Here is a 23,711-nt window from a genome sequence, read left to right as displayed (position 1 = left end):
AAAGAGCTCAATACCCGCTCAGTTCCGCCACGCGGCCGGCGTGGTAGTACATGTCGCCGAGGAACTCCTGCAGCGCGCGGTCGCGCTTCATGTAGAGGCCGATGTCGTATTCGTCGGTCATCCCGATGCCGCCGTGCATCTGCACGCCTTCCTTGACCGCGAGCCCCGCCGCCTTGGCAACCTTGGCCTTGGCGACCGAGGTCATCAGCTCGGCCTGCTCGCTGCCCGCATCGAGCAGCTGCGCGGCCTTGATGGTCACCGCGCGGGCGATCTCGACTTCGGAATAGAGATGCGCGGCGCGGTGCTGCAGCGCCTGGAAGCTGCCGATCAGCTGCCCGAACTGCTTGCGCTGCTTGAGGTAATCGACCGTCATGTCCATCGCCCCGCGCGCGACGCCGACGCCTTCCGCCGCCGCGCCCACACGGCCTGCCCGCAGCATCGCGTTCAGCACCTCGCGGCCGCCATCGACTTCGCCGATCACCGCATCGCCGTCGAGTTCGACCCCATCGAAGGTGATGTGGCTCGCCATCGAAGAATCGACCAGCCGCACGCTGTCGTGGCTCATCCCGTTCGCGTCCTGCGGCACCGCGAACAAAGTGATCCCATCGGCATCGCTATCGCTGCCCGAAGTGCGCGCGGCGACCACGATCATCTCGGCGCTGGCGCCATAGACCACGAAGTCCTTCTTGCCGCTCAGCTTGAAGCCATTGCCCGATTTCTCTGCCTTGCAGGCGATTGTTTCGGGCCGGTGCTTGGGCCCTTCGTCGATCGCGACAGCGTAGACGTTCTTGCCCGCGATCATATCGGGCAGCCAGCGGCCCCGCGTGTCGTCGCTGCCGTGCTTGAGCGCCGTGGCGGCGAGCACGGAGCTGGAAAGGAAAGGCGACGGGGTGAGGTTCGCGCCGATTTCCTCGAGCACGATGTTCGCCTCGACCTGGCCCATGCCGAGCCCGCCGTCCTCTTCGGGCAGCAAGATGCCGGTGAAGCCCATTTCGCCGAACTGCTCCCACAGTCCGTGGCCGAAACCATCCTTGCAGTCGCGGTCGCGCCAGTGGCGCAGCTGTTTCGCAATCGCGCCTTCCTCGCCAATAAAGTCCTTGGCGCTATCGGCGAGCATCGCTTGATCGTCATCGTAATAAAGTGGCATCTGTTCTCTCTCCAAATCCCCTCCCGCCTGCGGGAGGGGCAGTGAGACTTGGTCGCGTCGGCGACCTAGTCGCAACGGGGTGGGAGGCAGTGCGGCGCAAGGCCTCGCCCACCCGGATTTGGGTCGGCCATGCTCCCAGCATGGCCTGAAACGTCCGGGGGACGTTTCACCCAAATCCCCCCTCCCGCAAGCGGGAGGGGAGAATGATCTACGCGCCCGGCAGCTCCAGGATGCGCTTGGCGACCACGTTGAGCATCACCTCGCTGGTGCCGCCCTCGATCGAGTTCGCCTTGGTCCGCAGCCAGCTGCGGGCAGGCTTGCCGTGCTCGGTCTCTTCGCTTTCCCATTCGAGGGTGCGCGAACCGCCGGCTGCCATCAGCAACTCGTGCCGCCGCTTGTTCAGCTCGGTGCCGGCGTACTTCAGCATGTTCGGCTGCGCCGGGTGGCCCTTGCCCACCTTGACCTCGTCGAGGAACTTCTCGCTCATCGCGGTGAAGGCGAGTGCATCGACATCGAACAGCGCCATCTCGGCGCGCAGCACGGGGTCGAGCTCGCCCTGACGGCTGGTGACGGCACCCAGCGAGGAGGCCCGATCGCCGCCGCCGGTGGCCGAGATCATCTCGCGCTCGTGGCCAAGCAGGTACTTGGCGACATCCCACCCGCGATTGATCTCGCCGACATAGGCGGGGACATCCTCGCCATAGGACTTGGGCACCTTCACATCGTCCATGAAGGTTTCGCAGAACGGGCTGTTGCCACTGATCAGCTTGATCGGCTTGGTGCTGACGCCATCGCCCGCCATGTCGAACAGCATGAAGGTGATGCCCTGGTACTTGTTCGTCTTGTCCGTGCGGACGAGGCAGAAGATCCAGTCGGCTTCGTCGGCGTAGGAGGTCCAGATCTTCTGGCCATTGACGATCCAGTGGTCGCCTTTGTCCTCGCCAAAAGTCTGCATCGAGACGAGGTCCGATCCGCTGCCCGGCTCGCTATAGCCCTGGCACCAGCGAATCTCGCCGCGCGCGATCTCGTTGAGGAAGCGCTGCTTCTGACCTTCGGTGCCGAAGTGCAGCAGCGCCGGGCCGAGCATCCAGATGCCGAAGGAGCTCAAGGGCGGGCGCGCGTTGATCCGCGCCATTTCCTCGCGCAGCACCTTGGCTTCGGCGGGCGAAAGGCCTGCGCCGCCATATTCCTTGGGCCATGCGGGCACGGTGTAGCCCTTGTCGCGGCACGCCTCGAACCAGGACTTCTGCGCGTCGTTCTTGAAGGTGGCGTTGCGCCCGCCCCAGTAGACGTCGTTCTCGTCCTGCACGGGCTCGCGCATTTCGGGCGGGCAGTTGGCTTCGAGCCAGCTGCGCGTTTTCTCGCGGAATTGCTCCAGATCGGCCATATATCTCTCTCCTCGGGATGCGGCGGAGCGGTGTGAGACTCTCGCCGCGGGTGTTTTGCTGACGCATCCGTAAAGCCAAGCGAGGCCCCGCCGCAAGCGTGCATTCGTAAAACGGGTATGCCGTAGCGGCAGGCCGATTGCGCTTGCGCCCACGCCCGCATCCCGTAGTGTTCCGTAAACGTCAACGGCGGCGCGATGAGGCTCCGCACGGGAGAGATTCGCACTTCATGGCCTTCACGCAAGGACCGATTCCGCTTCGCATCAAGCTGATTCAAGGCGTGGGAGCGATGGCCTTCGGGGTGAAGGACAGCGGCTTTTCCTTCTTCCTGCTGATCTTTTACAATCAGGTGCTCGGAATGGATGCCGGGCTGGTCGGGCTGGCGCTGGCCTTGGCGTTGCTAGTCGATGCGGTCGCGGACCCCTTCATCGGCTATTTCTCGGACCGGACCTATTCGAAGTGGGGCCGCCGCCTGCCGTGGCTCTATCTCGCGCCATGGCCGCTCGCGCTGATGTGGATCGTGCTGTGGTCACCGCCCGGAGGCGAGGCGCCCAGCTTCCTCGGGTTGCTCGGCATTGCGGTCGGCGTGCGCCTTCTGCTGTCCGCCTGCGAGGTCCCACAGGTGAGCCTCGTGCCCGAAATCACGACCGATTACGACGAGCGGACCACGCTGTTCCGCTACCGCTACCTGATGGGATGGAGCGGCGGGATCGTGATGATGATCCTCGCCTATACCGTCTTCATGCGCGGGCCCGACGGGATTCTGGAAGCGGACGGCTATGTCGGTTTCGGTATTGCAGGCGGCCTGCTGATGGTGCTTTCGGTTATCGGATCGGCGATCGGGTTGCACACGCTTGTTGCCCATCCCCCGCCCGATCGCCCGCCGCCGTTCCGGTGGCTCGACGCCTTTGCCGAGATCAAGCAAGCCTTCAGCGAGAAGGCGTTCCTGATCTTCGCTGCGGGCGCGATGGCGGCCTATATCAGCCAGGGCACGACCTTCTCCATCTCGCAATATGTCAACGCCTTCGTCTGGCAGTTCGACGAACGTGCCTTCCAGGCCTATCCGGTGGTGCTGTTCTTCAGCGCCCTGCTGATGTTCGTGGTCGTCAGCCCGCTGCACCGCCGCCTCGGCAAGCCACACACCGCCGCCTACGGCGCGCTGGCGGCGTTCGGGTTCGCCTTCACGCCCTATGCTTTGTTCCTCGCCAGTGCCTGGCCCGAAGCCGGGACGCTGCCTTCGACCGCGCTGTTCTATTGCTTCCTGTTCCTCGGCAATACCTCGGGCATCGTCTCGATGATCTCCGCCACCTCGATGGTCGCCGAGATCATCGAGGTCTATGAGGAACGCACCGGCGATCGGGCCGAAGGCAAGTTCTACGCGGGCAACTGGCTGATCCAGAAATGCGCGACCGGTGCGGGGATTTTCATCTCCGGGCAAATCATCGCGCTGGCGCAATTGCCCACCGATGCGCGCCCCGGCACGGTCTCGATGGACGTGCTGACCCCGATGATCCTGCTCTATGGTCTCGTCTCGCTCGTGCTTGCCGCTACGGCCGCCTTCTGGCTCGCGCGGTTCCCGATCACGCGGGAAAGTCACGAGGCGCGGCTCGCCCTGCTCGACGATGCGGCGCGCACCGATCCGACGGGGGAAGCTTTGCGTCCCTGACAACCCACATCACGACGATTGCGGGGTTGGCGCAGGCGCGCGGCTCTGCCACGAGACCTTTTGACCGCATACCCGATTTTCGAAGATAGTCTGAAGCAAGAGAGGCAAGACATGGATTTCCAGCCCACAGACCGCCAGAGCCACTGGCGCGACCGCGTCCGCGATTTCATCGAGAAGGAAGTGCGCCCGGCCGTTCCCACCTACAAGGCACAGGACGCCGAGGGCGACCGCTGGAAGGTCATTCCGGTGGTCGAAGAGCTGAAGGAAAAGGCGAAGGCCAAGGGCCTGTGGAACATGTTCATGCCGCCCCGCAACGACAGCCACCACCATGTCGACGAGAGCTTCGAGTTCGAAGGCCCCGGCCTCACGAACCTTGAATACGCGATGGTCGCCGAAGAGCTGGGCCGCATCGGCTTCGCCAGCGAGACGATGAACTGCTCCGCGCCCGACACGGGCAATATGGAAGTGCTGCACAGGTATGGCACGCGCGAGCAGAAGGAGCAATGGCTCGACCCGCTGATGAACGGCAAGATCCGCAGCGCCTTCCTGATGACCGAACCGCAGGTCGCCAGCTCGGATGCGACCAACATCGAAACCTCGATCATCCGCGAAGGTGACGAATACGTCATCAACGGGCGCAAGTGGTGGTCCAGCGGTGCGGGCGATCCGCGCTGCAAGGTCGCGATCGTCATGGGCAAGAGCGACACCTCGGCCCAGCGTCACCAGCAGCAGTCGATGATCCTCATGCCATTGGATGCCGAAGGCGTGACGATCGAACGCTTCCTGCCCGTGTTCGGTTACGACGATGCCCCGCACGGCCACATGGAAATCAGCCTCAAGAACGTGCGCGTCCCCGCCTCGGCCATGCTGCTGGGTGAGGGCCGCGGTTTCGAGATCGCGCAGGGCCGCCTCGGGCCGGGCCGCATCCACCACTGCATGCGCACGATCGGCGTCGCCGAGGAAGCGCTTGAGAAGATGTGCAAGCGGCTGCAGGCGCGCGAAGCCTTCGGCAAGCCGATCTACAAGCACTCGATTTGGGAACAGCGCGTCGCGCAGGCGCGGATCGACATCGAAATGACGCGCCTCCTTTGCCTGAAGGCCGCCGACATGATGGACAAGGTCGGCAACAAGGCCGCCAAGCAGGAAATCGCGATGATCAAGGTCGCCGCGCCCAACATGGCGCTGCGGATCATCGACGATGCGATCCAGGCGCATGGCGGTGCCGGTGTGTCCGACGATTTCGGTCTTGCCCAGGCCTACGCCCACCAGCGCACCCTGCGGCTGGCGGACGGCCCGGACGAGGTTCACGCACGCTCGATCGCGCGCATGGAATTCGCCCGCCACGCGCCGACTGCGGACGAGATGGAAACCTACAGCTCGGGCGACATGGGCGCCACGCGCTGAACCTTATGCTCCCCTCCCGCTTGCGGGAGGGGTCGGGGGTGGGCCCCCTGAGCGGGTTGTGGCTTGCGAAAGCCCACCCCGCTGCGACTAGGACTTGCGAGGCAAGCCCAAGTCTCGCTCCCCTCCCGTGAACGGGAGGGGATGAAAGGGAAGTATGACCAAAGCAGCCATTCTCGAGAAACCCGGCGAACCGATGGTGATCGGTGAGATTCAGCTCGCCGAGCCCGCCCCGCACGAGGTTCTGATCGACACCAAGGCGTGCGGCCTGTGCCATTCGGACCTGCACTTCATCGACGGTGCCTATCCGCACGCGCTACCGCTGGTGCCCGGGCACGAGGCGGCGGGCGTGGTCCGCGCGGTGGGCAGCGAAGTGACGATGGTGAAGCCGGGCGATCATGTCGTCTCGTGCCTCAGCGCGTTCTGCGGCCAGTGCGAATTCTGCGTCACCGGCCGCATGGCGCTGTGCCTCGGTCAGGGAACCCGGCGCGGCAAGGGTGCGGCCCCGCGCCTTTCCCGAGGCGACGAGCCTGTGCAGCAGTTGCTCAACCTGTCGGCCTTTGCCGAACAGATGCTGATCCACGAACATGCCTGCGTGGCGATCGACAAGGACATGCCGTTCGACCGGGCTGCCGTGCTCGGCTGCGCGGTGACCACCGGTGCGGGCACCATCTTCAACGCGATCAAGCTGACGCCGGGTGAGAGCGTCGCGGTGATCGGCTGCGGCGGCGTCGGCCTTGCAGCGATCAACGCGGCCAAGATCGCGGGCGCAGGCATGATTATCGCCGCCGACCCGCTGCCCGAGAAGCGCGCGCTCGCCGAAACGCTGGGCGCGACACACACGATCGACGCGCTGGCGGAAGATGCAGCTTCGCAGATCGTCAAGCTGTCGGGTGGCGGCGTGCATTACGGCATAGAAGCGGTCGGACGGCAGGCGAGCGCGGATCTCGCGGTCGCATCGCTCCGCCGTGGCGGCACCGCAGTGGTCCTCGGCATGATGCCGCTCGACTGCAAGGTGGGGCTGGGCGCGATGGACCTGCTCGGCGGCAAGAAGCTGATGGGCGCGATCATGGGGATGAACCACTTCCCGGTCGATCTCCCGCGCCTCGTCGACTTCTACCTGCGGGGCCTGCTCGACCTCGACACAATCATCGCCGAGCGGATCGCGCTGGAAGACATCAACGCCGGGTTCGACAAGCTTCGCGAAGGCCACAGCGCACGCAGCATCGTGGTGTTCGACTGACGATACGGGGCACGCCTGTCCTACACGGGGCATGCGCGCTAGAACCTTCCGGGCAGGAAATTCGGAGCGATGAATATTGAAAGGTGACACTTGCCGCTCTCATTTGCGGTCCGGCGCGGCGGATTAGTGCGACTGCACGCCATGACCGGAATTTCGAAAATGGGGGTGGTGTGTGTGCCAGCATCGAAGCTGGCCTTCACCCTGAACTCGTTTCAGGGTCCAGGGCTTATCCGGGATCGATCGATCGAAAGGTTGGACGACACGGAATCTGGATGCTGAAACGAGTTCAGCATGACGAATGGGGTTAGGAGAGGCAGAACTTGACCAACATCGACTACGAGAAGGAAATGGTCGGCACGATCGACGTGCCCGACGCCGACAAGCTGGACGAAGCGGCACTGACCGCGTGGTTCGAGGCGAATGTCGAGGATTTCGACGGGCCGCTGACGCTGTCCAAGTTCAAGGGCGGCCAGTCCAACCCGACCTACAAGGTCGAGAGCGGCAACCGCAAATATGTGCTGCGCCGTCAGCCCTTCGGCAAGCTGCTGCCATCGGCGCACGCGGTCGACCGCGAATATACCGTGATGAGCGCACTCGGGCCCACCGGCTTCCCCGTGCCGCGCACCTACGGCCTGTGCGAAGACGCCGATGTCATTGGCTCCAAGTTCTTCGTCATGGAGCTGATCGAGGGCCGCAACCTGTGGAACGGCTCGCTGCCCGATTACACGCCCGACCAGCGGCGCGAGATCTACCATGCGATGATCGACACGCTGGCCGATCTGCACACGACCGATCCCAAGGCCATCGGCCTTGACGACTACGGCAAGCCGCAGGATTACTGCGCACGCCAGATCGCGCGTTGGACCAAGCAGTACAAGCTCTCCGAAACCGAAGAGATTCCGGAGATGGAAGCGCTGATCGCGTGGCTGCCCGAGACCGTGCCCAATCAGCACGCCAGCGGCATCGTCCATGGCGACTACCGGCTCGACAACATGATTTTCCATTCCGACGAGAACCGCGTTGCCGCCGTGCTCGACTGGGAGCTCTCGACGCTGGGCGATCCGATCGCCGACTTCAGCTATTTCGTGCTCAACTGGCATAATCCGGCGGATGGACGCGCGGGGCTCGGCGGGCTCGATCTCGAAGAGCTGGGCATTCCCAGCGCCGAGGAAACGACCCAGCGCTATGTCGAGCGGACCGGCTATCCGGTGCCCGACATGGACTGGTACTTCGCCTTCAACCTGTTCAAGTTCGCCGGGATCATCCAGGGCATCAAGAAGCGCGTGATCGACGGCACGGCCTCGTCCGCCCACGCCAAGCGGATGAGCGAGCGGGTGCGCCCACTGGTGCAATCCGCCTACGGCTTCGCGCAGCGCGCCGGGATGGACTGAGCGCACCCGCTTCACAACGTGAACCGGCGCGGCTAGCAGTCGCGTGACAGGCCGTGTGCGGCACAAGGAGTTTTCGAGAAATGAGTGACGACCACCAGCAGGTGATCGAACAGGCGTGGGACAATCGCGAGGCGCTCGACACGGGCGATGGCGACCTGCGCGAGGCGGTGGACGCCGCGATCCTGAGCCTCGACAATGGCAGCGCGCGAGTCGCCGAGCCCGACGGGAATGGCGGTTGGAGGGTCAACCAGTGGCTCAAGAAGGCGGTGCTGCTGTCGTTCCGTCTGAGCGACAACCGCCTGATGGACGGTGCGGTGGGCTCGCCCGCCTTCGACAAGGTGCCGAGCAAGTTCGCCGGCTGGGGCGAGGAACGCTACCGCGAAGCGGGCTTCCGCGTCGTACCCGGCGCGATCGCGCGGCGCGGCAGCTTTATCGGCAAGAACTGCGTGCTGATGCCCAGCTTCACCAATATCGGCGCCTATGTGGGCGAGAACACGATGCTCGATACCTGGGCCAGCGTGGGCAGCTGCGCACAGGTCGGCGCCAACTGCCACATCTCGGCGGGGACCGGGATCGGCGGCGTGCTCGAACCGCTGCAGGCCAACCCGACGATCATCGGCGATAACTGCTTCATCGGCGCGCGCTCCGAAATCGTCGAGGGCGTGATCGTGGGCGAAGGCTGCGTGGTCGCGATGGGCGTTTTCATCACCCAGTCGACCAAGATCGTCGTGCGCGAGACGGGCGAGGTTCTGCGCGGGTCGATACCGCCTTATTCGGTAGTTGTGCCGGGCACGCTTCCGTCGGAGAATGGCGGCCCCTCGCTCGCCTGTGCGGTCATCGTCAAGACGGTCGATGCGCGCACGCGCGAGAAGACGGGCATCAACGAGCTGCTGCGCGATTAGCCGCGAAGCTGCGGAACAGGGCGGCTGACGGGCCGTTGGGACTATTCGGCGGACGGGAAAGGAAGACATAATGGCACATGATGACAACAGGAAAATTCACATCGACGAGGAAGACGTCAGCGGTGGCAGCAAGGAAGGCGTGGTGCGCTGGATTCTCGGCATCGGCCTGCTGCTCGCGATCGTCGCGCTGTCGCTCATCTGGATCATCCCCGCATTGACCCAGGGCGATGCCGAGGAAGAGGCGACCGTGATGGGCACGATGGAGGCCACTTCGAACGACGATGGCATCGGCACCGATGGTGTCATCACCGAACAGGATCTGGGCGACGAAGGCTTCAGCGAGGAACCTGCTGCCGACGCCGAGGTTGCTACCGAACAGGAGTAATTCGGCAGGAGCCCCATTTCCATGAGCAATTCCAACAGCTTTCAGAGCGATCAGTATGTTCGATGGGATTGGGGCGACGGCACCGCCAAGGGCCAGATCAAGGAACGCTTCGAACGCGAGGTGACCCGCACGCTGCAAGGCAGCGAGGTCACCCGCAACGGCACCGAAGACAACCCGGCCTACCTCATCAAGCAGGATGATGGCGACGAGGTTCTCAAGCTCGGTTCGGAAATAGAGGCGCAATCCTGATGGCCAAGGCAAAGTCCAAGAAACAGCAACAGGCGGCCGGCGCCGCACTCTCGGCCAAGCGCGGCGAGACGAAGAAGTCCGACCTGCAGGGAGCTTCGGTGGGCATGTACGAAAGCATGACCGAGGACGAGCTGGAGGAAATGGCCTCCACCGACCGCGAAGACCTGCCCGAAGAGGCCGACGATGACTGATCCGTCGCCGTCGATGCGCGCTCAGCGCTCCTCGTTGGTCGAATACTCGTAAGGCGGCACGTCGGCCATCGCGGCCTTGGTCGCCTCAACCTCGCGCATCACCCGCATCATGTTGCGCGAGCTGATCTTCTCCAGATCGTCCTGGCTATAGCCGCGCCGCGCCAGCTCGGTGAACAGCGCGGGATAGGTGGAGACATCCTCCAGCCCCTCGGGCGCGAAGGGGATGCCGTCGTAATCTCCGCCGATGCCGATGGCATCGATACCGGCAATCTTGCGAACGTGGTCGATATGATCGGCCATGTCGCCGATATCTGCCGGAGGATAGGGGTTCGCTTCGTCCCACGCGGTCAGACCGGCTGCAACCGCTTCGGGCTGGCCCTGCCACAGCGCTTCCAGCCGCGCTTCTTCGGCGTCGCGATTGGCGTTCCACACGCGCGCCTCCTCGCTCAGGAAGCCGGGCACCGCGGTGACCATGATGATCCCGCGGTTCTCCACCAGCCGCCGCAGCACCGCATCGGGCACGTTGCGCGCATGGCCGTTGATCGCCCGCGCCGAGGAATGGCTGAAGATGACCGGAGCGCGCGTGACGTCCAGCGCATCGTTCATCGTCGCTTCGGAGACGTGGCTGAGATCGACCACCATCCCGATGCGGTTCATCTCGCGGACCAGATCCTTGCCGAACTCGGTCAGCCCGTCATGCTCGGGCGCGTCGGTAGAGCTGTCGGCCCACGGCGTGTTGCGGCTGTGGGTCAGCGTCATGTAGCGCGCGCCCAGGTCGTACATCTGGCGCAGCACGGCGAGGCTCGAGCCGATCGAGTGACCGCCCTCCATCCCCAGCAGCCCGGCAATCCGCCCCTCGGCCATCGCGGCCTCGACATCGTCGGCGCTCAGTGCGAGCGTCATCTCGCTCGGATAACGGGCGATCAGACGCTTGGTCACGTCGATCTGCTCGATCGTCATCTGCACCGCTTCGGGTTCGTCGAGCGAGGCCGAGACATAGACGGACCACCATTGCGCCCCGACCCTGCCTGCCTTCAGCCGAGCGAGATCGGTATGCATCGCACTGCGCGTATCGGTTTTCGTGTGGCCGGTATGCTCGAAATCGAATTCGCCGATTGCATTGCCGACGCGGCTGCGCAGCTGAATCGGCACATCATTATGCCCGTCCCACACCGGCGCCGCCTCCAGCGCGGCCTCGGCGATCTCCTCGGGCGACTGCGCGGCCAGCGGCGCAGCCAAGGTGAAGGCGAGCGCGGTCGCGGCGGTGATGGCGGTACGGCGCAGCATGCGATGATCCCCTTGCATCGAAATCGAGAGAGGCAAGGCATAGTGTCTCGACACCAAAAGGGAAGCGTGCGGCGCCAGGCCAGGCCAGCCAATCCCTTGCGTATCCCCTTTCGCATCGTGCGCCCCTGCCCTAACGCGTGGCCATGAGCGAAGCACGCACACTCATCGAAGCCCATGGCCTGCAACCCCACCCCGAAGGCGGCTGGTATCGCGAGACGTTCCGCGCCCCGGAAAAGGATGGCCGCGCCACTGCGACGATGATCCATTTCCTGCTCGAAGCGGGACAGGCATCCCACTGGCACCGGGTCGATGCCGACGAGCTGTGGCTGTGGCATGCGGGTGATCCGCTGGCGCTGCGTATTGCGGAAGACGACGACGCAGCAGTCGAGACGCTGGTGCTGGGCGACAGCAATGCAACCGTGACCCAGTGGCAGGGCGTCGTCCCGCAAGGCCACTGGCAGGCAGCGATGCCGCTGCCCGGTTCGCGCGGCTATGCTTTCGTCACGTGCGTGGTGGCACCCGGTTTCGAGTTCGAAGGTTTCGCGCTTGCAGCGCCGGGCTGGGCTCCGCGACGCGCCTAGCGATGGCACGCACCGCAACCCGCTGGTTCCTCGTGCTCGCCTACTTCGCGGCGGGCGTGCTCCACATCGCGGTGCCCGAGCCGTTCCTCGGCATCATGCCGCCGCAGGTGCCTTTCCCGGCAACGGTGATCTTCCTCACCGGCGTTGCGGAAATCCTCGGCGCGGTGGGCCTCGCGCAAGGGTTTTCGCCCCGTCTCAGACGGGCCGCGGGGGTAGGCCTCGCGCTCTATGCGCTGTGCGTATGGCCCGCCAATATCCAGCACATGATCAACGATCTGAGCAGCGCAGGGGGGCTCGACACAGGGGGCCTGGGCCTTGCCTACCACATCCCGCGCATGGCCGCGCAGCCGTTCATCATCTGGGCCGCCTTGTGGGCCAGCCACGCGATCGACTGGCCCTTCGGCAAACGCCGCTAGCGGGCGACTGGTCCTATGCCTCGTCGCCCTCTTCCAGATCGGCGAAGTCTTCCTCTTCCGATCCGCTATAGGTCGCGCTCAGCACGCTGGCCGCAATCACGTGGCCTTCCATTGCGGCGAAGAGTTCCGCCTTGCCCGCGCCGGGCATGAGCGCAATCGGCAGGTCCAGCGCGAACAGCTGGAACACGAAGCAATGCGGCTTCCCGTCGGGATCGACCTTGGGCAGCAACCAGTCGGAATTGCCCCGATCGTTCTTGCCGGTGCGCGGCGGAACCTCGCCCTCCAGCAGCTTCCCGTGCTGCGGCGTGAGGCCCCAGACCAGCCAGTGGCAGGTCGCGTCCTCGGCGCTCGCATCCTGGACCACGAGCACCATCTCTTCGGCCCCCTTGGGCGGCGCGGTCCATTCCATCGGCGGCGCGACCGCGTCTTCCTCGTCGGCGGTGAAGCACGGGTCGAGCTCCTCACCCTGCCCGAAGGCGGGGCTCGAAAGCGCGAAGCCTGCGCGCCCGAGCGCCTCGCGGTTGGCGAAGCGCGCGATGGCGAGGCCGGGGTTGGCGGGGCACGATGCAGGAAGAACTGCGGACAGCCAGTCGGTCATGATAGGTCGAATCTCCTTAACTTGAGCCATTGCTAGGCGTTTGTGCGCGGCGATGTAAGGGCTGGGCAGCGAGTTGTTGCAACAGGTGAACAGCCGGTCGCTCAGGGCGGCGGATTCTTAGGCATGGACTCTTTGCATCGTCCGATAATAAGTTCTCATTCAAAGGTTTGTAGAGGATGTGTTGCCCGATGACTGTTGCCCGCGCTTCGCTCTCGCTGCTCCTGGCCTGTGCCCTCGTTGCCTGCGGGAGCGATAGCGGCGCACCCCGGATCGGCGGCGGAGGCAGCGGCACTTCGACGCCCTCGCAATGTTCGCTGGCGAACCGCAAGGCATGGGTGCTCGACCAGTTGCAGGAATTCTACCTCTTCCCGGGACTGCTCAATACGAGCGTCGACCCCGCAAGTTTCGCAACTGTGCAGGATTACATCAATGCGCTGGTGGCGCCTGCCCGCGCCCAGGGGCGCGACCGGTTCTTCACCTACATCACCTCGATCCGGGAAGAGCAGGAGCTGATCAATTCCGGCTCCTCGGCGGGCTTTGGCATCAGGCTCGGCTACGATACCGTCAATGGCCGCGTCTTCGTGCTCGAAGCTTTCGAAAACGGGCCGGCGTTCCAGCAGGGGTTCGACCGTGGAACCCAGATCCTCTCGGTCAACGGTGTCGACACCGCGACCCTTCTCGCCAATGGCGGGCCCGGCAATTTCAGCGATGCACTGGGGACGAGCGCGCCGGGGGTGAACCGCACTTTCAGGATTCGTCAGCCGGGCGGCACAGAGAGCACGGTCAGCGTCACCAAGACCGAATACCGGCTCGATCCGATTTCCGATCGCTACGGCGCGCAGGTGATCGACAATAACGGGACACAGGTAGGCTACATCAACCTGCGCACCTTCATCGTGGAAGATGCCGGGCCCCAGCTGCGCGCTGCGGTAAACACCTTCCGCCAGCAGGGCGTTACCGAGGTGATCCTCGATTTCCGTTATAATGGCGGCGGTCTGGTTTCGGTGGCCGAACTGCTGGGCGATCTGCTGGCGCGGGACAAGGTCGGGCAGGTGTTCAGCCGCACTCTCGTGCGCCAGCCTCCGCCCCCCGGCCTGAGCAACAGCACCGAACTCTTCGAGAGTCAGCCCGAAGCCATCGCCGCGACCAAGATCGCGCTGATCGGCACGGGTGCCACCGCCTCGGCCAGCGAACTGGTCGGCAATGCCTTCATCCCCTACCTCGGCAACGACACCGCGCTCGTCGGCAGCAACACCTTTGGCAAGCCGGTCGGTCAGATCGCCCGCGACCGGGAGCTATGCGACGATCGCCTGCGTGTGGTCGCTTTCCGGACGGTCAATGCCGCGGGCGGTGGCGACTATTACGACGGACTGGCCAGCGTCTATCCGCAGACATGCGCAGCCGAGGACGACTTCCTCGATCCGATGGGCTCGCCGGGCGAGCAATCGACAGCCACCGCGCTGTCCTTCCTTCGAGGCGGTTCCTGCAACCCGATCAACGGTAAGCCGGAGGGCGTGAAGCAGCAGGCAGCGCGGCTCGAAGCGCTCGAGGCGACCACGCCGAGTGCCGCGCAGTATCGCATTCCGGGACTGTTCTAGAAAGCCGGGAGAACCGCCCACCCGGCGCCGCGCGCGGCAAAGTATCCCGACGCCGCTTTCTCGTCGGTCTGCCTAATGCTACCCGGCAGGCGTGGAGGACAGCGCCAGCGCGGTCTCGACCACGCGCCGCGAGCACGCAGGCTTCGCGATCAGCTGCGCGTTCAGTTCCGCGAGCGTGCCTTCCTGGCGGTTGAGATCGCCCGAATGCAGCAGGTAGGGGATGGCGCGCCGCTCCAGCTCGCGGGCGACCGGCAGGCAGGTCTCGCCATCGCGCAAGGTCACGTCGAGCACCGCGCAGGTCACGCCTTCGTGAGCTTCGATATGGGCCATTGCTTCGCGCACATTGGTCGCGGTGAGCGGGTTACACTCCTGATCTTCCGCTGCGAATTCCAGATCCATCAGGATCAGGGGCTCATCGTCCAGCAACAGAATGCGGCAGCCTTCCCTCATGCTCGATCCCCCTCGACCGGCACGGTCAGGACTGCATGCAGCCCTTCCGGCTTCCAGTTCCTCTCGATCGTCCCACGCGCTGCGGCGACCATTCGGTCCATGATCGTACTGCCCGTGCCCTTCTGCTCAGGCGGACCATCGACGCGCGGCCCGCCGGTTTCGATCCAGGTCAGCACCACCGCGCCATCCCGCCTTTGCCAATCGAGGCTCACCTGCCCGTCGGCCCCTTCGGACCATGCGCCGAAGCGGGTGGCATTGGCCGCCAGTTCGTGAAGCACAAGCCCAATGAGCGACATGGCCGAAAACGGCACTTGTGCTCCATTGCCCAGAAACTTGAGTTTCTCGTCGACCGTATAGGGTTCGAGGATCGCCCTCACCGCAGGGCCCAGATCGATCACGCCGGTCGATGCTTCGTCCAGCGTCGTCTCGTAGGCGCGGCCCAGAGCATGGATGCGGCTGTTGATCTCCGACGCCTCGGTTTCGACACCGCGCACCCGGCCCATGACGTTCACGATCCCCGAGATGACCGAGAACATGTTCTTCATCCGGTGGGATAATTCGCGCGCCATCTCGCGTGCGTGCCGCTCTTCCGCGCGCGCCGCGCGGACATCGGACACATCCCACTGGCTGCCGAAGAAATAAAGCAGCTTGCCGTTGGAATCGTAGATCGGGCCAAGGTGCAGCGCGTTCCAGAACGGCGTGCCGTCCTTGCGGTAATTGAGCAGTTCGACCACCACGACATCTTCGCTCTCGATCGCTTCGCGCACCTTTGCAACCGATTTGCGGTCGGTTTTGGGCCCTTGCAGAAATCGGCAATTGCGGCCGAGGATTTCTTCCTCCTCGTATCCCGTCAATCGGCGAAACGCGCGGTTGGCGAAGACGATCGGCTGGTCTGGCTGGTTCGGATCGCTCAGGCACACAGCCATACGGGTCTGAGCCATGGCCTGCTCGAACAGCACGCCCGAGGTATCGGAGAAGCGATCCTCCTGCTCGACGTCCTTCATGTCGTACCGCGGGCGTGCCCGTGGATCGTTCAAGGAAGCCTGACTGTGCCCGTCCGATGTATCGGCCATAAATTCAATCGAGAAATGGAACCAAGGTTTGGCGATGAACGACCTTAAGCGCCGCCCGTTCCGGCACGAACCGGCATTTTTGTTATTTCTTTCGCGAGACAGCTTTCTGGTTCGGGCAGGAAAATGTTACCGTGCCCCGATGGCACAGCGTACCTACACGACCTTCGCGCAGTTCTGGCCGTTCTATCTGCGCGAGCACAGCCGCCCGGCGACGCGCAACCTGCATTACGTGGGCACCGCGCTGGTCATCGCGTGCGGCATCTGGGCGCTGGCGACGGGCACGTGGTGGCTGCTGATCGCGATGCCGTTCGCAGGATATTTCTTCGCCTGGATCGCGCACTTCCGGGTGGAGCGCAATCGCCCCGCAACCTTCACCTATCCGCTGTGGAGCCTCGCCGCCGATTTTCGCATGTTCTTCATGTGGATCACCGGACGGCTCGGCCCCGAGCTCGAGCGCGCCGGGGTCGAGAGTGATCGCAGCTAGGGCGCAACGGGCCCCGTGAAAGAACTGCTCTCGGTCCACGCGCAGCCGCGCCGCGTTGCCTCGCCGATCCGCAGCGTGGCCGTGAAGGGGTAGCTGCGATCGCTCATCCCGTCGGAGCATTCCCCAGCGGTGACCATCAGGTCGAAGGGCGCGCCGTCCAGCATGCCGGAATAGCCAAGCCCCCCCTGCCCGGTGAAACGCTTCACCGTGATGGTGCGGCCATCGATGTTCTCTGGGGTGGAATAGCTCAGCTGCGAGCCGGTGACCGATCCTCCCCAGAAGGGCTCCGTACCCGTGAACTGGACGGTTTCATCTTCGCCGATTTCGGTGAAGCCTTCAGCCGAGGTGCCCGGCGCTCCGGCAGTATTCTCGGTCTGGCACCCTGCCAGCAACAACAGCGGGGCCAATAGCAGAGGGGGCGCGATCGGGGGCAGGCGCATGCGCGTTTCTCCGGCAGGTTGGGATTTCTGTGGTCCAGACCTCTCTATCGCGACCCGCGCCGACGGGAAAGGCCGGGCTGGTCGACTGGCAGGCGGGGAACCTCCTGCGTGCACCCCGTGTTGATTGGAAAACGGAATAGATCAAGGAGTTCAGTGCCATGCGCGTACTGCCTTTTTATGTGGGGGCGGCAGCAATCGCCGCAATCGGAGGGGCCGTCGCCGGCGGGGCGATCGACACCACCCCGCGCGAGATACACCAGACGCCCGTCGTCCCCGAACGCGGCGCGGTCGCCTTCAACAACGAGCGCGCGCCCCGCGCAATCACCGCCAATCACCATCCACTCGAGACCCAAGGCCGGACCATCGAAGTTGCCGAGCTGCGCGAACGCGGGCTCTACAGCCAAGAGCGTTACGACCACAGCTACTATGGCGAGCAGGACGGCAATGACTCCTTCGACTTCGCCTCCGCTGCGAACGAGCAGCGTCAGTGGGAGGCCGAACAGCGCCGTGCGACGACCCAGCGCCAGCGCATTGTCAGCGAGCGGCGCGTCCCGGCGGCCCGGTCGCTCGATCTGCAACGACCAGCAAAGGTCGCCGACGCCGACATCGCCTATGTCTCGCGCCCCGTGGTGCAGGACACGACCAGTCTGGAACGCTGAGCGGGTTCCACCAGCCCCCGCATCCCCGCAGCACAACCCCAAAACCGCACAAAAAAAGGGCTCCCGAACGGGAGCCCTTTTCGTGTCCTTAGGGCGCGTGCCTTATTCGGGCATCAGCACCGTATCGATCACGTGGATCGTACCGTTCGACGCCGCAATGTCGGTGTCGGTCACGGTCGCGGTGTTGCCGGCCGCATCGCGCAGGACGACGTTATCGCCATCCATCATCGCGGTCAGTTCGGCGCCGTTGACGGTCGTCAGCGTGTAGCCTTCGTCACCCGCATCGGCGATCGCCTGGGTCAGCGCGGCGGCATCGGTGGTGCCTTCGATCACGTGATAGGTAAGGATGTTGGTGAGGTCTTCCTTGCCGGCTTCGCTCATCAGTTCGTCGCGCGTCGCCTGGGGCACCTTTTCGAAGGCGGCATTGGTCGGCGCGAACACGGTGTAATCGCCGCTCGAGAGCGTTTCGCCGAGGTCGGCAGCGGTCACGGCTTCGACGAGGGTCGAGAAGTCCGGGTTGCCCTGCGCCACTTCGACAATGTTGCCGGTGGCCATATCATCAACCGCCATCTGGTCGGCGGCCATATCGTCGGCCATCGCAGTATCGTCGGTCGTATCGGCTTCGGCGCACGCTGCCAGCGAAAGCGCGGCAGCCGAGGTGAGCATGATGCTGAACTTTTTCATGGATTTATAATCCTTGGGTTTTGCTTTGGGGGAGTGCTTTTAGCCGGGCCCGGCGTCGCCGTGCCCTTCACCCACTCAATGGTTGGGGCGAAACCATGTTCCTATTTTGGCAGGAATAGGGCGGATCCCAGACCAAAGCAGGTAGTCGCGCGGGGATAAGCGCCGCGAAAAGTGGCACCCAGCATCTCCGCGCGAGGGTTCCGCGATCGCTTCCCAACAGATGCGGACCGCCTTGGCCACGCTCTTGGGCGCAGAGGCTCTCGACCCTTCCCGCGCCTGTCGATGGCGCGGCGGGTACGCGAGTGCTTGTCGCGGAGCGCACCTGGCTCCGCCCCGCAAGTGATGGTCTATCGGTTGTAAGAAAGCCTGTTCGGTTGGCTAAGAACGCTCAGGCGGTTGCGGCACCCGCAGCAATGACAGCGCCATCGTTTGCGGTATCGTTTGCCGCAGCATCGGCTTCGCTCGCCTTGTCGCGCACAAGCTTGGCGCGTTCCTCGGCCACACCGCGCGCATGCTCGGCCAGCCCGCGCCAGGTCTTCGCCGCGCGCAATTCGCGCTCGCGCACCCTGTCCAGCGTGGCGGCATCGGCGGCGGCGGTAGCTTCGTCCGCGCGTGCGCAGTAGAATTCGTAGCTCTGAGCCATGGGTCTGCTCCGGGTTGGCGGTGGGGGAGTGGGGAATGAAAAAGGGCGCCGCCTCCGTGTGGAAAGCGGCGCCCTCGAAAATCGCTTAGTCGGCGGAGGAAAGGTTGATCGCGCTTTCCTTGCCGTTGCGGCCCTGCTCGACTTCGTAGTTGAGCCGCTGATCCTTATCGAGGCTCTGCATGCCAGCAGCCTGAACAGCGGTAATGTGAACGAAGCTGTCGTTCGAACCATCGTCGGGCTGGATGAAGCCATAGCCCTTGTCGGCGTTGAAGAATTTTACGGTGCCAGTCTTGGCCATCAGTGTTCCTTTCGAGAACGTTCGGTTGTCCACGCGGCAGAGTGCCCCGTGGGTCGTGCGTCAAATCGTCCGATGAAAGGAAAACGTCGTCTGGTTAACGCCGGGGCCGGTTTCAAGCTGGTGGCTCTCATGGCAAGCGGCGAGTCAAATTTCGAAGTCCGTCGCAAATTTCGACGTCAGCGAGGGTCCTCTAGCACGGGGCTGCCGGATTACCTAATCAATCGGACATAGCGAACCGCCAAGCCTTGCAGGGCAGCGTGAAATCTGTCTGGAACCCACCTGCCCTGCGATTCATTGTGTCGCTTTCTAAAGGAGAAGAAATCAAATGCAGTTTTGGAAGTTCGCCGCCATCCCGCTCGCCGCGCTGGCCCTGACCGCCTGCGAATCGCAGGCCGAGCAGGAAGCCGACTTGGCCGAGGACCAGATGGAAGCACAGGCCGAACAAAGCGCCGCCGAAGCGGGTAACGAGGAAGCGGCGCTGGGCATGACCGAAGCGCAACTGCTCGATGCCGAGTTGGTCGACGCGGACGGCAACGAGCTTGGCGAAATCGAGCAGGTCAATCGCAATGCGATGGGCACTGTCGACGGGCTGGTGGTCGAGCTGGAAGGCACCGATCGCTATGTGGTCGTCCCGATGCGCAACCTCGTCGCCCATAGCGACGGCGACGATCAGGATGTCCGCACCACGCGGACCGCCAAGCAGCTCGCCGCTCTTCCCGACGCGAAAATGCCGGGCGCGACCGAAACTGCCGACGCGATGTAACCTGCGCTTCATACGCGCTGCTAACCCGAAACCCGCTCCGGCTCGCAGGCTGGGGCGGGTTTTTTGATGCATAGCGCGCGTTGGCACTGCGGCATGGATGCGCCCTTCGTACGATTTGATGCAAGCCTTCGACCCGAACAGGCGTATCCCCGCGTGGGGCATGCCGCCCCGATTGCATCGACTATGGCCAAAGGCCAGCAGAAGAAGACCCACGAAGCGCGCAAGCCCAAGAAGGGAAAGCTGAAAACCAACGCCTCGCAGCCCAGCACCAAGCCGGGCGCCGTCAAAGGGCTGGAGAACATGAAGAACGGGTAGAGCCTGCCATGCGCGCTCGCTAAAGGCGGGCGCCATGGACACCGCGCCCGAAACCACCGCCGCCCCCGTCACTATCTTGGTCGATGCCGATGCCTGCCCGGTGAAGGACGAGGTGTATCGCGTCGCCCAGCGCCACCGCGCGCATGTCCGCGTGGTCAGCAACAGCCCTTTCCGCGTGCCGGTGAGCGAGCGGGTGAAACGCGTCGTGGTAAGCGACGGGTTCGACGCCGCCGACGACTGGATCGCGGAGCACGCCGGCCCACGCACCATCGTCATCACCGCCGACATCCTGCTGGCCGAGCGGTGCATCAAGGCAGGCGCCACCGTCCTCAAGCACGACGGGCGCGAGTTCGACGCGGCGAGCATCGGCGGCGCGGTGGCGACGCGCGCGATCATGGCGGACCTGCGCGCCGGGATGGACGGTGTGGGAGGCGGCCCGGCCCCGTTCAGCAAGGCGGACCGGTCGCACTTCCTGCAATCGCTCGACCGGGTGCTGGTCAAGCTTTCGCGCGCCTGACACACCTGACACAGTGTTATAGGGACAAAAATTCCGCCACCCCGATCCCGCGTTTGCAAGCGGCCAAGCGGGTGTGCGGCGCAGCCGGATCATCCGCGCCTTATGGGCCCACCTGCGCCGAGTAGGAAAGCGCCGCGCCTAAGCCTTCTTCGCCTTGTGCGCGGCAATAGCCTCGTCGATCTGCGCGATCCGCTGGCGCTGGGGCGTCTCCCTCGCCAGCCCCTTCAGGCGGCATTCGGCCCACAGCTTGCGGCGTTCGGATTCGAGGTTTTTGAGATAGAGATCGGCCATCGGCGGCATATGGGCGAGGCGTGCCCGATATGCCAGCCGTGGCCGGGCGCGACCGGACGCACTCGCTCAGCGCGAGAGACGCCTGCGGTTGGCGCGCACCGGCCTGCCGTAATGCGCCAGCGCGCGGCCCGTGGTTTCCTCAGCGGACTGGTCGAAGCCGCCCGCCATCAGCGCGGGCCACAGCGTCATCGCGGCGCTGAGCTTCTCACTCACCATCCGCTCCGCCTCCCGCTCGGCCGGCTTCCCGCCGGACATCATACGGATCGAGCGCAGCCAGATGACCATGCCCATCTCGGCACCGAGCATCCAGCTTTCGACCGCGAGTTCGGGCCAGGTCTGGGGGTGGGCTTGGTCATTTAGGAGCACTCCGGCAGCGGGGTGCTGCTGAGGGGCAACGCGGGGGGAGCGGGAATGGGGGCGGGGGTTTTGCGCAAAGGCAAGCCAGCGCGGCACAGTTTTGCAATCTTGCCGCCTCAGTCGAATCCAAATGACGGATCATAGAAGAAGAACTCAATGCGGTTCTCGATCTCTCGTGCGAGTGTCCGGATCGATCTAGGACCTGCCGTCCGCTCAATACCAGCATAAAAACTCAAAAAACCGACCAGAATACCAAACGTATGTTCTTCTAGCCCGAAGAAAGCCTTGCGCACTTGGTCAGTCGTGGGTGCATCACCGTGCACCACCATGTTTCGCACATGATAGGCCGAGCGAACATTGTCGTAAATCTCACACGCTGTCGTGGACCGGCTCCACGAGCCAACATTCGCACATCTGACAGCAAGATTATGGGCCTTCTCGTTGGAGCGAATTATCGCCAAAGCCTCGAATGCAGATATCAGCCGCACGAGACGCAAATAGTCGGAAGGCTCACAATACGCCTCCGCGATAAGCCTGTTGGCGTATCGGAGACGCTCGACAGTTGGTGTCCCATCGTGTTTCCCTGAAGCTAGCCAACCCGCAAAACTTGCAAAGAGTGGAGACATTGGCTCAAGCTCCCACTCGAAGCGCTGAATCGCATCATCGTCCAAGAACGATGAGACACCACCAGTTCCATGCGATAGCCAAACGTCGTTCTGCTCGATGATGACCGACGCACGGTTTTGTTCGAGGGTGAAATCCCCCGAAAGTCTAATCCTATGGGTGTGATAATAGCCGAAGAAAGTTCGCACTATATTTAGAGCAAACTCAGCGGTCTCTCGTGCTATCTCCCAAGCCAGTTCTCGCTCTGAATGGCCTACATCCACCGAGATCACATGATCGAAATTTCTCATGTGCTCGATCCACTTTTTTAAGAGAAATTTGTGGAAGTCCTCCGAAGATTCTGAAGGCTCCCATGGCTTTCTAAGCTTCTTTGCATTCTCCCTGTAGAATCTCGCCTTTGATATTATCGATACAGGTCCAATATCAAATTTCAATCCTTTCGCACTGTATGAAAATTGAGAAGCAAATATATATGAGCCATTAGGAAGCTCTATTTCCTTAAGTCTCTTTAGGGCCTTCGAAATTATTGCATTTTCCGAAGCGCTCGCCCATTTTCTCTTTTCTAAATCTTCATTAAAGCATTCTAAAAGTAACTTTTGTGCTGTGTCTTGGCTGACTTTGAGAGATAATCCTGCCTCACCAAGCAAACGAGAAGCGACACTCTCTAACAGGGCGTATCCTTTTCGATTAACAAAATTAGCTTTTTTCAGGGACTGGAGTATAACCGTATCGGGCGTGGCTGAAGAAAAATCTTTCTTGGAAACAGAATCCTGAACAATTATTATAGTTTTCATCCACTCATCGATAAAAGTTGCAAACTCCGCCTCTATCGATTTTTGGTGTGGCAAGCTTCCTACCTTCATCTGATGATTTTTAATAACCGACTTTTTTGAGAGCCCGTAGTCGAACAAGTTTTCTCAGCTGTACCTCACTCCCCACCCGCAATCCGCCGATGCTCGTCCACGCTGCGCCGCATCTCGCGGGCCTGCAGGTGGAGCGCCTGGTTGCTCAGGCGGATTTCGCGGCTTTGCTGGAAGAAGCCGAGGACCAGCCACAGGAACGCGAGCGGGCTGGAGACTCCGCCGAGGAAGTCACCCAGCTCGTTCAGCCGCAGCTCCGCCGGGTTCTGCCCCTGCACCGCGAGGTACACCACCAGCCCCACGACATAGAGCGCGGTCAGCCACAGGCCGATTATCGGCAGGCGGCGCCGCTCTCGCCGGTCCGCTTCCATCGAATCGGTGAGCACGGCGTCGGGGCTGGTGGAGGGCATGAGCGTCTACAGCGCCTTTTCGGGCCGCGCCGCATGCTCGTTGCGCTTCGCCTTGCCGAGCACGCGCTCGAGCCGCTGGGCGAGCGTGCCCGCCGCCTTGCGCGCCGCCGCGTCGACCGTGTCGGCATGCTCGGTCACGCCGATGGGCTTGGCGCCGGCGGGCCGCGCCTCGATCGTGCAGGCCTTGTCGTTAACTCCGCCCTTGGGCCCGTTCTCGTCGCGGACGTGGATTTCGAGCCGGGTCAGCTTGTCTTCGAACCGGGCGATCTTCTCGCGCACGGCAGCCTCGATGCGCTGGGCCACATTATCGGTGCCCATGACGCTGCTGTCGGAATTGAACTGGACCTGCATGATATACGCCTCTCGGTTCGTGTTTGTGTTGTCCAGATCAACGGTCGAGAGC

31 protein-coding genes are annotated in these 23,711 nt (G+C 63.5%); 16 read left to right on the top strand and 15 right to left on the bottom strand.

What is annotated here, in order from left to right; all coding sequences use genetic code 11:
• Nucleotides 1–7: 7 nt before the first annotated feature.
• Nucleotides 8–1,147 (bottom strand): acyl-CoA dehydrogenase family protein, encoded by a 1,140-nt coding sequence (locus AAG612_RS13630; protein ID WP_342510993.1) that lies wholly within the window; start codon nt 1,145–1,147, stop codon nt 8–10.
• Between the two features lie 208 nt (nt 1,148–1,355).
• Nucleotides 1,356–2,534 (bottom strand): acyl-CoA dehydrogenase family protein, encoded by a 1,179-nt coding sequence (locus AAG612_RS13625; protein WP_342510992.1) that lies wholly within the window; start codon nt 2,532–2,534, stop codon nt 1,356–1,358.
• Between the two features lie 227 nt (nt 2,535–2,761).
• Here AAG612_RS13625 and AAG612_RS13620 point away from each other — a divergent pair, with 227 nt between their 5' ends.
• The 8 genes from AAG612_RS13620 to AAG612_RS13585 all read left to right on the top strand — a co-directional run bounded on the left by AAG612_RS13620 (nt 2,762) and on the right by AAG612_RS13585 (nt 9,960).
• On the top strand, nt 2,762–4,198 hold the full coding sequence (locus tag AAG612_RS13620; protein WP_342510990.1) for an MFS transporter: 1,437 nt from the start codon (nt 2,762–2,764) through the stop codon (nt 4,196–4,198).
• A 111-nt stretch (nt 4,199–4,309) separates the two neighbouring features.
• A complete protein-coding gene (locus AAG612_RS13615) occupies nt 4,310–5,602 on the top strand; it encodes an acyl-CoA dehydrogenase family protein (protein ID WP_342510987.1) in 1,293 nt (430 codons plus the stop codon).
• A gap of 154 nt (nt 5,603–5,756) precedes the next feature.
• The gene (locus AAG612_RS13610; protein ID WP_342510984.1) at nt 5,757–6,842 is read left to right on the top strand and encodes a Zn-dependent alcohol dehydrogenase; all 1,086 of its coding nucleotides are present in this window, start codon (nt 5,757–5,759) and stop codon (nt 6,840–6,842) included.
• 320 nt (nt 6,843–7,162) lie between these two features.
• Complete coding sequence (locus AAG612_RS13605; RefSeq protein WP_342510981.1) at nt 7,163–8,233, top strand: phosphotransferase family protein; 1,071 nt, start codon at nt 7,163–7,165, stop codon at nt 8,231–8,233.
• A gap of 80 nt (nt 8,234–8,313) precedes the next feature.
• The gene (dapD, locus tag AAG612_RS13600) at nt 8,314–9,135 is read left to right on the top strand and encodes a 2,3,4,5-tetrahydropyridine-2,6-dicarboxylate N-succinyltransferase (RefSeq protein WP_342510979.1); all 822 of its coding nucleotides are present in this window, start codon (nt 8,314–8,316) and stop codon (nt 9,133–9,135) included.
• Nucleotides 9,136–9,205: 70 nt separating this feature from the next.
• Nucleotides 9,206–9,520, top strand: a complete 315-nt coding sequence (locus AAG612_RS13595; RefSeq protein ID WP_342510977.1) for a hypothetical protein — start codon at nt 9,206–9,208, stop codon at nt 9,518–9,520.
• Between the two features lie 21 nt (nt 9,521–9,541).
• On the top strand, nt 9,542–9,769 hold the full coding sequence (locus AAG612_RS13590) for a hypervirulence associated TUDOR domain-containing protein (protein ID WP_342510975.1): 228 nt from the start codon (nt 9,542–9,544) through the stop codon (nt 9,767–9,769).
• Nucleotides 9,769–9,960, top strand: coding sequence for a DUF3008 family protein (locus AAG612_RS13585; RefSeq protein ID WP_342510973.1), 192 nt, complete (start codon nt 9,769–9,771; stop codon nt 9,958–9,960). The genes AAG612_RS13590 and AAG612_RS13585 overlap by 1 nt, the downstream gene beginning before the upstream one ends.
• A 21-nt stretch (nt 9,961–9,981) precedes the next feature.
• Here AAG612_RS13585 and AAG612_RS13580 read toward each other — a convergent pair whose 3' ends face one another.
• Entirely contained in the window at nt 9,982–11,247 is a 1,266-nt protein-coding gene (locus AAG612_RS13580; protein ID WP_342510972.1) for a dipeptidase, read from the bottom strand.
• Nucleotides 11,248–11,390: 143 nt separating this feature from the next.
• Between AAG612_RS13580 and AAG612_RS13575 the strand changes: the two genes are divergently transcribed.
• Nucleotides 11,391–11,828, top strand: coding sequence for a cupin domain-containing protein (locus AAG612_RS13575; protein ID WP_342510970.1), 438 nt, complete (start codon nt 11,391–11,393; stop codon nt 11,826–11,828).
• Between the two features lie 2 nt (nt 11,829–11,830).
• Entirely contained in the window at nt 11,831–12,244 is a 414-nt protein-coding gene (locus AAG612_RS13570; protein ID WP_342510968.1) for a DoxX family protein, read from the top strand.
• Nucleotides 12,245–12,257: 13 nt separating this feature from the next.
• Here the strand turns inward: AAG612_RS13570 and AAG612_RS13565 are convergent, their stop codons facing one another.
• Complete coding sequence (locus AAG612_RS13565) at nt 12,258–12,842, bottom strand: YbhB/YbcL family Raf kinase inhibitor-like protein (RefSeq protein ID WP_342510966.1); 585 nt, start codon at nt 12,840–12,842, stop codon at nt 12,258–12,260.
• Nucleotides 12,843–13,030: 188 nt separating this feature from the next.
• Between AAG612_RS13565 and AAG612_RS13560 the strand changes: the two genes are divergently transcribed.
• Nucleotides 13,031–14,440 (top strand): S41 family peptidase, encoded by a 1,410-nt coding sequence (locus AAG612_RS13560; protein ID WP_342510964.1) that lies wholly within the window; start codon nt 13,031–13,033, stop codon nt 14,438–14,440.
• A gap of 78 nt (nt 14,441–14,518) precedes the next feature.
• On the opposite strand, the gene AAG612_RS13555 is transcribed toward AAG612_RS13560, so the two are convergent.
• Nucleotides 14,519–14,890, bottom strand: coding sequence for a response regulator (locus tag AAG612_RS13555; RefSeq protein WP_342510962.1), 372 nt, complete (start codon nt 14,888–14,890; stop codon nt 14,519–14,521).
• Nucleotides 14,887–15,927 (bottom strand): PAS domain-containing protein, encoded by a 1,041-nt coding sequence (locus AAG612_RS13550; RefSeq protein ID WP_425341865.1) that lies wholly within the window; start codon nt 15,925–15,927, stop codon nt 14,887–14,889. The genes AAG612_RS13555 and AAG612_RS13550 overlap by 4 nt, the downstream gene beginning before the upstream one ends.
• Nucleotides 15,928–16,102: 175 nt before the next feature.
• On the opposite strand from AAG612_RS13550, the gene AAG612_RS13545 reads away from it, so the two are divergent.
• Nucleotides 16,103–16,447 (top strand): Mpo1-like protein, encoded by a 345-nt coding sequence (locus AAG612_RS13545; protein WP_342510958.1) that lies wholly within the window; start codon nt 16,103–16,105, stop codon nt 16,445–16,447.
• Here the strand turns inward: AAG612_RS13545 and AAG612_RS13540 are convergent.
• Entirely contained in the window at nt 16,444–16,887 is a 444-nt protein-coding gene (locus AAG612_RS13540) for a COG3650 family protein (RefSeq protein WP_342510953.1), read from the bottom strand. The genes AAG612_RS13545 and AAG612_RS13540 overlap by 4 nt on opposite strands.
• A gap of 158 nt (nt 16,888–17,045) precedes the next feature.
• Between AAG612_RS13540 and AAG612_RS13535 the strand changes: the two genes are divergently transcribed.
• Complete coding sequence (locus AAG612_RS13535) at nt 17,046–17,546, top strand: hypothetical protein (protein WP_342510951.1); 501 nt, start codon at nt 17,046–17,048, stop codon at nt 17,544–17,546.
• A gap of 102 nt (nt 17,547–17,648) precedes the next feature.
• Here the strand turns inward: AAG612_RS13535 and AAG612_RS13530 are convergent, their stop codons facing one another.
• From AAG612_RS13530 to AAG612_RS13520, 3 genes are all read right to left on the bottom strand, one after another.
• Nucleotides 17,649–18,230 carry a fasciclin domain-containing protein gene (locus AAG612_RS13530; protein WP_342510949.1) on the bottom strand — a complete coding sequence of 194 codons (582 nt, stop codon included), beginning with the start codon at nt 18,228–18,230 and terminating at the stop codon, nt 17,649–17,651.
• 388 nt (nt 18,231–18,618) lie between these two features.
• Complete coding sequence (locus AAG612_RS13525; protein ID WP_342510947.1) at nt 18,619–18,873, bottom strand: hypothetical protein; 255 nt, start codon at nt 18,871–18,873, stop codon at nt 18,619–18,621.
• An 85-nt stretch (nt 18,874–18,958) separates the two neighbouring features.
• Entirely contained in the window at nt 18,959–19,171 is a 213-nt protein-coding gene (locus tag AAG612_RS13520; protein WP_342510945.1) for a cold-shock protein, read from the bottom strand.
• 325 nt (nt 19,172–19,496) lie between these two features.
• Here AAG612_RS13520 and AAG612_RS13515 point away from each other — a divergent pair, with 325 nt between their 5' ends.
• The 3 genes from AAG612_RS13515 (at nt 19,497) to AAG612_RS13505 (ending at nt 20,766) form a co-directional block, all read left to right on the top strand.
• On the top strand, nt 19,497–19,934 hold the full coding sequence (locus tag AAG612_RS13515) for a PRC-barrel domain-containing protein (protein WP_342510942.1): 438 nt from the start codon (nt 19,497–19,499) through the stop codon (nt 19,932–19,934).
• Between the two features lie 183 nt (nt 19,935–20,117).
• A complete protein-coding gene (locus tag AAG612_RS13510; RefSeq protein ID WP_342510940.1) occupies nt 20,118–20,249 on the top strand; it encodes a hypothetical protein in 132 nt (43 codons plus the stop codon).
• A gap of 34 nt (nt 20,250–20,283) precedes the next feature.
• Entirely contained in the window at nt 20,284–20,766 is a 483-nt protein-coding gene (locus AAG612_RS13505; protein WP_342510938.1) for a YaiI/YqxD family protein, read from the top strand.
• A 138-nt stretch (nt 20,767–20,904) separates the two neighbouring features.
• On the opposite strand, the gene AAG612_RS13500 is transcribed toward AAG612_RS13505, so the two are convergent.
• The 5 genes from AAG612_RS13500 to AAG612_RS13480 form a co-directional block, all read right to left on the bottom strand.
• Complete coding sequence (locus AAG612_RS13500; RefSeq protein WP_342510936.1) at nt 20,905–21,057, bottom strand: hypothetical protein; 153 nt, start codon at nt 21,055–21,057, stop codon at nt 20,905–20,907.
• A gap of 66 nt (nt 21,058–21,123) precedes the next feature.
• The gene (locus AAG612_RS13495; protein ID WP_342510934.1) at nt 21,124–21,423 is read right to left on the bottom strand and encodes a hypothetical protein; all 300 of its coding nucleotides are present in this window, start codon (nt 21,421–21,423) and stop codon (nt 21,124–21,126) included.
• A gap of 107 nt (nt 21,424–21,530) precedes the next feature.
• Nucleotides 21,531–22,949, bottom strand: a complete 1,419-nt coding sequence (locus tag AAG612_RS13490) for a hypothetical protein (RefSeq protein ID WP_342510933.1) — start codon at nt 22,947–22,949, stop codon at nt 21,531–21,533.
• Nucleotides 22,950–22,966: 17 nt separating this feature from the next.
• On the bottom strand, nt 22,967–23,308 hold the full coding sequence (locus AAG612_RS13485; RefSeq protein WP_342510931.1) for a hypothetical protein: 342 nt from the start codon (nt 23,306–23,308) through the stop codon (nt 22,967–22,969).
• Between the two features lie 6 nt (nt 23,309–23,314).
• On the bottom strand, nt 23,315–23,659 hold the full coding sequence (locus tag AAG612_RS13480; protein ID WP_342510929.1) for an HPF/RaiA family ribosome-associated protein: 345 nt from the start codon (nt 23,657–23,659) through the stop codon (nt 23,315–23,317).
• Nucleotides 23,660–23,711 lie beyond the last annotated feature (52 nt).

The organism is Citromicrobium bathyomarinum, assembly GCF_038594605.1.
GTDB classification, from domain to species: Bacteria; Pseudomonadota; Alphaproteobacteria; order Sphingomonadales; family Sphingomonadaceae; genus Alteriqipengyuania; species Alteriqipengyuania bathyomarina_B.
This window is presented reverse-complemented; position numbering and strand designations above follow the sequence as displayed.